General features: G+C 53.3%; 7 protein-coding genes. 2 read left to right on the top strand and 5 right to left on the bottom strand.

Annotation, left to right across the window (positions count from 1 at the left end; translation table 11 throughout):
• From AC1DVF_RS27985 to AC1DVF_RS27965, 5 genes are all read right to left on the bottom strand, one after another.
• A partial coding sequence (locus tag AC1DVF_RS27985) for a hypothetical protein (protein WP_477783506.1) occupies positions 1-1,825 on the bottom strand: 1,825 nt, incomplete at its 3' end.
• A 275-nt stretch (positions 1,826-2,100) separates the two neighbouring features.
• Positions 2,101-3,156 carry a hypothetical protein gene (locus AC1DVF_RS27980; protein ID WP_477783505.1) on the bottom strand — a complete coding sequence of 352 codons (1,056 nt, stop codon included), beginning with the start codon at positions 3,154-3,156 and terminating at the stop codon, positions 2,101-2,103.
• A gap of 230 nt (positions 3,157-3,386) precedes the next feature.
• Positions 3,387-4,493, bottom strand: a complete 1,107-nt coding sequence (locus AC1DVF_RS27975; protein ID WP_477783504.1) for a DNA alkylation repair protein — start codon at positions 4,491-4,493, stop codon at positions 3,387-3,389.
• Between the two features lie 2 nt (positions 4,494-4,495).
• Positions 4,496-5,101, bottom strand: a complete 606-nt coding sequence (locus AC1DVF_RS27970; protein WP_405124100.1) for a glutathione S-transferase — start codon at positions 5,099-5,101, stop codon at positions 4,496-4,498.
• A 61-nt stretch (positions 5,102-5,162) separates the two neighbouring features.
• Entirely contained in the window at positions 5,163-6,071 is a 909-nt protein-coding gene (locus tag AC1DVF_RS27965; RefSeq protein WP_477783503.1) for a MurR/RpiR family transcriptional regulator, read from the bottom strand.
• Between the two features lie 401 nt (positions 6,072-6,472).
• On the opposite strand from AC1DVF_RS27965, the gene AC1DVF_RS27960 reads away from it, so the two are divergent.
• A complete protein-coding gene (locus tag AC1DVF_RS27960) occupies positions 6,473-6,877 on the top strand; it encodes a TraR/DksA family transcriptional regulator (RefSeq protein ID WP_003225981.1) in 405 nt (134 codons plus the stop codon).
• Positions 6,878-7,104: 227 nt separating this feature from the next.
• Positions 7,105-8,027, top strand: a 923-nt coding sequence (locus tag AC1DVF_RS27955; protein ID WP_477783502.1) for a methyl-accepting chemotaxis protein, incomplete at its 3' end; no start/stop codon positions are given.

Below are 8,027 nucleotides of genomic sequence, written 5' to 3'. Positions count from 1 at the left end.
GGTATATATTCTTCAATCCGTTCCAGAACCCGATCAAATCACGGTTGGACACCCATCCTTTCCCAACAGGGATATTGAGGAACCTATTTATTTGCTCGGGATCAGAACTGTCTGGGTTGATGAGCCCCATATGCTTAGCCAATCTAGTGACTGTAGATGTCTTGCCCGTGCCGGGAGGACCTGCTAGAACAGTCAAAAAGGATTGCATCATCGTAATTACAAGGTTGCCAACTTCATCAAAATTAAACTGCCTGCCATCATCACCTTCGAGTTGTTTTTTCAAGCCTTCAATATAGTCCCCTCTGGTGTTATCCTCTAATTCTCTAGCCGTTCTTTTGGGGAAATATGGCTTTATTTTTGGATTGTAAGTGGTCTTTTGTCCGCTTAGAATTTGACTAATGGTTTTATGTTCAAGCATGACTATACTTAAGTCAGGAGACGAAAGTTTTGCCATCTGCCTCTCAACTAATTTTTCGAGGTCGTAATTTGTGCGCTCCAGTTCAGATATTTGTCTTTTTCTATCTTCCAGAGTGAACTGAATATGTTGTATTTCTTTCGGTAACTTCAATGTCTCGGTAAGTTGAGAGAACTCCAAATTAATTGTTTCTACTCCGGCTTGCAAATCCTCTTTGATTTTTTCTAACTGTCGTATTTCTTCTTTTAGATCCTCCTGCCCCTTCAGTGAGTCCTCTTTAATTTGTGCGGCTGTTTTCTTCTTGATCTCTTCAATTTCTTGCTCGGATATCTTTCGCTGATTTAAAACTTTGTTTTCTTCGAGCTTTAACTCTTGCTTTCTTTGCTCTATTTCAGAAGAAAGCTTAGATAGCTCAAGGTCATTCCTTTCTTTTTGCTCTTCCAGTCGTTTTCGAAGTTCTTCAGCTTTGTCCTTTAAAAGGATGTCTCTATTTTGCCTAACGAAGCTTTCTAAAAAGTCGCGCCCGTTTTGTGTGTTATTCAAATAGCCATCAATGATCTCAAGCCCAACTCCCTCGGAGCTGAGGTAACTGTCTAAAATTTCTTTGAGACGATTGAGTCTATCGTTGTTTTCTACCGCCTTATTAGTCTTCTTGTAAGCCTCCACTGCAGCTTTTAGCTTACCTGCTTCCGTTCGAGAAAGACTATTTTTATCATTTTTACCGAAACCATTTTTCGTATAATAAGTGATAAGCCCTGAATCAGAAATATAGTCTTGTACATCGTGCTCAATATGTTTTGCGCGTTCTAGAGAAGATAAGTAGCTACGCGTAACACCATTCAACTTTGTGGTAATTAGCAATCCACCCGAAGACAAGTCTTCTTCTGTGAATTGCGCAATGTTATGGGTCTGCAATGAAAGTGGTGTATTAACGAGGACGGGTGACACGCTCCATGCTGAACCATTGTGTTGCGCGGTAAATGGGCCACTTATGAACCCTCCATTTCGAATCATAAAGTGTGTATTATTAAGTCCAGAGTTCGGAATTGACTCTACAGAACCCGTGCTTATATCAGGCATTACCATATCAATAATCGGCAGGTATGAGCTTTTTTCAAGYGGCCTGATCAAGTTGCTGAATGATATATATCTTTGCTTGCTAGTTGTGGTTTTCCAATCATCCTTGTCTGTTTCGCTCCATGCGGTTATGACAAATAACTCATCCTCCCTGTAGCTGTCGTCAATCTTTGCTTGGTACTCATCTGCAATGAAGATTTTATTTCCATTCTCAAACTCTTCTGAATACACTTCTCTAGGAGGTTTTCCATCCTCTTCTATTATTAGGGGTATAACTACTCCCGTATTGCCTTGAAAGTGTGAGTGTGATTTTACTGCAATTAATCTAGACATTGACATCCTGTATATTGGTTTATTTAACTATTTCTAGATGTTTGTATCTCATGAGGCTTCCTGCAACATGTATAGCGATAACAAAATGCCATCACGCGATTTGCCCATCTTACTTTGCTTGTCTCCAAAGGGGAATCTGGATCAAGGAGGAATCTGAAAGGCATAGCTACGGCTCAGGGTTAGCATGCCGCGAATGGCCCCAATTGGCCGTTTTCTGCCTGTCACGAAGGACAGCAGTCAACGCATAGCGGAGTCTTCACCAACCAACCGCCAGATTAAGTCTCGCCGGCGAGTCTCGACGCTTGGTCCTTGATTTTTTCGAGAGTTTCTTTGACGTGCTTCGGGTATTCACCGCTGAAATACTCAAAGGTGAGTGGGTTGGCATTGTAGAAGTGACAGCAGAAATCGACCCAGTCTTTCGTTTTCAGCGGGCCATTTATCTTGAAGAGCTTGCTTGATTTGGGTTTGATGTGGGCAGGGTTCTTCATTGTCATGTTGAAATCGGAATCGCGCCTCTGGAAATATTCACCTTCCGTGAAAAGCTGGATCGCACCGTCGAAGTGCCTGAAACAGTTGGCCGCGAGATCGAACTCAGCGTGCAGGTAGCGGGCGGGGAAGTAGTGCTGCCCTCCAACCTCGATCCGAATGTCCTCGGTCTTCATTTCCAGAGCCTGAAACGACTTGATGCCATTCAACTCGCTCCATTTGATGTCGAGACAGTACGCGCTGGCAAAGAAGAAAGAAATGTGTCGAGGTTCGAGATCCGGGGGTGGACGCAGCTTGGCGATTCCGGTTTTGATGTTACGTATGTCCTCGTCGAAGGGAGCACCGTACCAGGTGTCGGCCTCGAAATAGCCTAGCCCACCGACGTCGATCCGGACCCGGTCTTCGTCGAGGGCAATGTATTTTTCTATGCCGGAACTGTCGAACCGCCAGAACAGATCTATAAATCTCGGGGCCCAGTTATTAACTGGATGCATTCCTCGTCGGTAACAGGGGTGGGCCATCAGAATAAAGTCGGGGCCGGCAAAGCATCCTTCGTAATGAGGGCTGGGAGGGAATCGGCATGCAATCTCGTTGAACGGCAGCAGTCCATCGCGCTCGGCCTTGATTGGTCCCAACAGCGTTCTTGCTATGCCAGGCGCCTTGGCAACGATGCCGATTGTCTGGATGTACTCGAAGGCCTCCGCGCCGAGGATCAAGCCTTTGGATGCGGCTAGATCGATGAACTTCGCAATTAGGTCAGTTGCGTCGGCAAGCCGTTTGCGGGACTGTTTTTCGATGTCCGCTAAGTAACGGGCCATTATTTTTTCGTATTCTTGGTCAGCCATCGCTATTTCCGAGCAGATGATAGGGGTAACTCAATATACATTCGCAATATTTTTGAATTGACGATTGTCCCCATAGAGCGGGTTCGAAAGCGCGGCGTCCTAGTTCTGAAATGATTGCCACTGGCCGGCAGTATCTCTGGTCGAACGTCCACTATTAGCCGAAAGCAGCCCTGTCCGTAATTCCATATCAATCAGTGTTACTGCTAGATCAACGGAATTTATCTGTGGTGTCATCCAGCAACAATGTCAAACGCAGCACTACCCAAAACCTCCCCATTAACCAAAACCCTCACCCCATGCCGCCCCAAAAAATGCTTCCGCGTCGTAAAATCCCTAATCACCTGCCGCCTCCCCACAACCACACTCTCAAACCCCGCCAACACCACCGTCTTCAACTTAAAAACCTTCCCCGAAACCCCGCCATTCGCCTTCACATAGTCAATCGCATAATCAATCACCAACCGCTGCTCATGYGCCACCGTCGACTTCACCACAAACGACAACGTAATCGCTTCCCCCAACCTAACCACCGCCGGCTCAACCCGCACATCCAACAACTCAACCTCAGCCTTCGCCCCGGCTCCAATCACCGTTAACGCCCTTAAATCCCCCTGCTTAATCAAGCTCCGCAAGGCATGCTTCGCAATCCAGCTCGTGTGCTTGTTCTCCAACGACCAACCTTCAATCGTGTCCAGCACCCACTCCGGATGCACCTTCGTCACATCATTCAAATGATTCGCCACGGACTTGCGCACGTACAAACTCTCATCCGCCTTCAACCGATCGAGTATCCCGGCGGCCAACTGCGGATCGGCCTGAACCGCTTCCAACCGAAACGACCAAGGCAGGCGAGGGCGGCTGCCTTCGCTGGCGAGTCGTCGGACGTGGTGGTTCTCATCGCGGGTCCAGTCGTGCATCAGCTCTAACGACCGTTCCAGGTCGCTGCGCAAAAAGTGGCGGATGGCGAATTCGGAGGAGCCGAAGGTGGTGAAGTACTTCAGGGCGTCCATCGAGGTGTCGAACGCATGTCCGCCGTAACTCGCGACGTAGTGCGGCAGGCACATGCTGACGAATCCGCTGTTCAGCCGTGGTGCGAGTTCGAAAAGCACTTCTAGGGAATCTTGGTAATCCAGCGGCAACACGGCGTGCAGGCTTTCGCTGACACGCGCCATGCGTTGCATCACTGATAATTCGGCAAGTCCGTCCTGGGCGTGTTTGAGAAACGCCTTGGCCTTGAACGCCGGGTACACGGCGCTCATTTCGCGGGCGATGTGCTGCAGGCGCTCGGCGTTGAAGATTTCCTTTAACGCCGGGGCGGCGGTGTCGGTGGTGCTCATGGTCAGGTCATCGGGGTGCTGACGAACGCTTCGAGGGTTTCGGCGTAGGCGGTGTATTGGGCGATGTGTGGGTAGCGGCGGGTGTCGATCTGGTCGGGGACGACGAGGTCGGTGAAGCTCCAAGCGACGGCGAGGCTGATGCCGGCCTGGGTGAGGGTGCCGTCGGTGGGCAGGCCGGTTTTTTCCAGTTCGTGTTCGAGGGCGGTGAACGCGGCGGCGAGTTGGCCTTCGACGCGTTCGACCCACGGTTGATATTGAATGTCGGCCGGGCGCAGGTTGCGTTCGTAATAAAGTTGCACGGCTTTTTCGCAGGCGGCGAGGCTGAGGCCGATCAGGCGCAGGGCGTGGGCGCGTTGTTTCAGGTCGGTTGGCAGCAGGCTTTTGCCGGAGCTGGCCTCGAGATAGTCGAGGATGAGGGTCGAGTCCATCAGGACCACGCCGTCGTCGAGGATCAGCGTGGGGGCTTTGACCACCGGGTTGATCTGCTGGAATTGCTCGAAGTGGCGGAACACCGAGACTGACTCGTGTTCGAGGTCGATGCCAAGGCGTTTGGCGGAGATCGCCACGCGGCGCACGTAAGGGGAGTCCAGCATGCCGATCAGTTTCATGACGCGTTCCTTCAAGTCAAACCGGTGGGAAGGCATAACCTAGCCGACGCAGAGGCAATTGTCAGTCGTCGAAGCCGGGTTGTTCGTGAATCGCATCAACATTCAGTTCCAACCGATAAGCCACCGCCACAAACAACGCCTGACACAAACACAACGTCGCACTCAACGAACGAAAGGCGAGGGCGCTGCCTTCGTTGACCAGCAATACGCTGTGGGCGAGTTTCGCCAGCGGCGAGAGCTGGCTGTCGGTGAGGATCAGGGTGTTGGCCTGTTGCTGGCGGGCGAAGCGCAGGCAATGTTGGGTTTCCTTGGCGTAGGGCACGAAGCTGATGGCGATGACCAGATCGTTCGCGCGCACGCTGCGCATCTGCTCTCGATAACTGCCGCCGAGCCCGGACACCAGATGAATTTTTTTCTGAGTGTGTTGCAAGTTGTAAACGAGGTAGTCGGCGACGGCGAAGGAGCGGCGCACGCCGACGACATAAATGTTGTCGGCGTTGACGATCAGGTCGACGGCTTTTTCGAACGCGGCGTCGTCGAGTTCGCGGCCCAGGCGTTCGATGCCGGAGCGGGTGGCGTCGATGCATTCGCGGGCGAGGTCGCCGGCACTGGCTTGCTGCGACTGGTTGGCGATCATGCTGCGGATGCGTTGCTGGTAGTTCTGCACCGGCGAGGCTTTGTGCGTGTAGGCGCTGCGGAACAAGGCCTGCATTTCGCTGAAGCCGCTGAAACCGAAGCGTTGCGAGAAGCGCACGATGGCGGACGGGTGCACTTCGCACTCGCGGGCGATGTCGCTGATGCGGTCGACCATGATCCGGTCGCTCTGTTGGCTGATGTAGCTGGCGATGCGTTTGAGCTGGCGCGGCAGGGCGTCGTATTCGTCGGTGATCAGTTGCAGCAGGCGCTCGGCATTGATCGGGGGGCTGACGAGTGAGACCTCGTCGGTGGCCGGCAGATCGGGGCGGGGCATAGGTCATCCTTCAGGCTGATTGATCACACGGTGGGCCTGATATTAGGGGGGCTTTTGCGGTTCTGCTTTGCTGAAACGATGCAGTGCGTGGTAAAAAACTGCGTCTGGGCGCTGCGTGGTTAGCCGTTTGTCTTCTATATACAGCCGCTCGACTGAATTTCTTGCTATAAACGCACTCCGATGGCCGTGTGAACCCTGTGTCAGAGCAGTTTCCGGGCGTTGTCGGACAAATTCCCTGTATTTACAGTTGCTGAGGCCTCGATCGGGCCTTAGACTGCCGCCCCTCGTAAATTGAGTGCCGGGTGGCATTTGCAATAAACGATGCCTTTTCGCCGATCGCACGCGGTTCGCCGAAACGCTCCCTAATTCGCCTTAATGCACGTTTTTTTATAGAGATATCAATGACAAAGGACAAGTTGCTGGCCATGCCGGCAGATGACTACATGAATGCAGAGCAGCACGCTTTCTTCACTGAGCTGCTGCAGAACATGAAAGTCGAAACCCACGAGCGCATTGAGCAAAACCGTATCGCCATCGAAAGCCTGGACACCCCGGCTGACCCGGCAGACGCGGCTTCGGTTGAAGAAGAGCGCACTTGGCTGGTGAACGCGATCGATCGCGACCAGCGCATGCTGCCGCAACTGGAACAAGCCCTTGAGCGCATCAAGGAAGACAGCTTTGGCTGGTGCGACGACAGCGGCGAGGCCATTGGCCTGAAGCGCCTGCTGATCAGCCCGACCACCAAGTACTGCATCGAAGCTCAAGAGCGTCACGAGCAGATCGACAAGCACCAGCGTCAGGCCTGATTCTGTGGGGTGACCCTTTTAACAGGGCACCTTGAAAAGATCGCAGCCTTCGGCAGCTCCTACATGGGCGTTGCTGAAGGCTGCGATCTTTGTTTTTGCTCGTCTGCAATAAGCCCGCGCCGTTCCATTGACCTGCCACAGACCCCACGACTAACGGACCATGGATAATGGCGTTGTAGTGGCGTTTAATGCAGTCACAATAACGAGAACAAGCGTGGGGTGTTGATATGACGAGAGACGGATCTCTGGTTGGGGCTTTGCCTGCACCAGTGCTTTTGCCGAAAAACCGCTGGATCGCGCCGACCCTGCAAAGCATCGCCCTGATGCTGTTGCTGGCCGGCATGACGCTGGGTGGATGGTCGCTGTACGTTGGCATGCCGCTAGCGGTGCTGATTGTCTGGCTACCGCGCTTGCGTTCCCGCGCCATCCCCGATGCCCAGCCTGCCGACACGGGCAGCGCCATGTCCGAACTGACCCGCGACCTTTCCTACACCACCAGCCATAACGCCTTGTCGGCGGCCGGCGTGGCGTTTTCGGTGAAGGAACTGGCGAGCAAACTCGAATCGCAACTCGATGCGGCGGCGCGGATCGTCAGCAACGCCGAGGTGATGATCGCGACTGAACACGCCACTTCACAACTCAGCCGTGCCGCGCTTGAAGCAGCGAGTCAGGCGCATCACAGCAGCGCGGCGGGGCGCACGGAACTGGTGGATTCGATTTCGCGCATGCATCAACTCAGTCAGCGCGCCAATGCCAGCCGTGAACTGATCGAAGCCTTGAGCCTGCGCAGTGACGATATTCAGCGCGTGACCCTGGTGATTCAGTCGATTGCCAGTCAAACCAATCTGCTCGCATTGAACGCGGCGATCGAGGCAGCGCGAGCCGGCGAGCATGGTCGCGGTTTTGCCGTGGTCGCGGATGAGGTGCGTGGGTTGGCGGCGCGCACGGCGTCGGCCACCGGTGAAGTGGGTGAGATGGTCGCCGATATTCAGCAACGCACGGCGCAGGTGGTGGAGCAGATTCGCGAGTTGTCGAGTGATCTGCAGATCGGTGTCGAGCAGGTCGAACACACCGGCCAGCATCTGCAGAACATCGCGCGACTGGCAGCGGGGGTGGAAAACCAGGTCGGTGAAATCGCTCAGGGTGCGGA

The sequence above is a fragment of the Pseudomonas sp. P4_D7 genome, from assembly GCF_056401755.1.
Note: the sequence above shows the minus strand (reverse complement) of the source record. Positions and strands in the feature narration are given on the sequence as shown.

Bases quoted from the DNA above. Each gene is read 5' to 3' on its own strand.
- AC1DVF_RS27980 (WP_477783505.1), bottom strand. From the start codon at position 3,156: ATGGCTGACCAAGAATACGAAAAAATAATGGCCCGTTACTTAGCGGAC.
- AC1DVF_RS27970 (WP_405124100.1), bottom strand. From the start codon at position 5,101: ATGAAACTGATCGGCATGCTGGACTCCCCTTACGTGCGCCGCGTGGCG.
- AC1DVF_RS27965 (WP_477783503.1), bottom strand. From the start codon at position 6,071: ATGCCCCGCCCCGATCTGCCGGCCACCGACGAGGTCTCACTCGTCAGC.
- AC1DVF_RS27960 (WP_003225981.1), top strand. From the start codon at position 6,473: ATGACAAAGGACAAGTTGCTGGCCATGCCGGCAGATGACTACATGAAT.